1 pseudogene is annotated in these 246 nt (G+C 43.5%); it reads left to right on the top strand.

Annotated elements, in window-relative coordinates:
* Positions 1–246, top strand: a pseudogene (locus SB773_RS33905) (branched-chain amino acid ABC transporter permease); the annotation flags it as partial.

Genomic DNA, 246 nt, shown 5'->3' with positions numbered 1-246 from the left:
ATTACGAAACGCTACGCGTATTGCAGCACTTATCACGGCCATCGGGGTCTCCCTTTTGATCGAATACGGATTCATCTACGTCCGTGGTGCACAGCCGGAAGCTTACCCGAATGATGTATTGCCGACGGACAAGTTCAATATCTTTGGAGTTTCCATCAATAGTCAATCGGTTTTGATTTTTGGAGTGGCTGTAGTCCTGATGATCATTCTTCAAATCATCGTTCATAAAACAAAAATAGGAAAAGC

It is taken from the genome of Bacillus sp. SIMBA_074, from assembly GCF_046534555.1.
GTDB lineage: Bacteria > Bacillota > Bacilli > Bacillales > Bacillaceae_G > Bacillus_A > Bacillus_A mycoides.
This window is presented reverse-complemented; position numbering and strand designations above follow the sequence as displayed.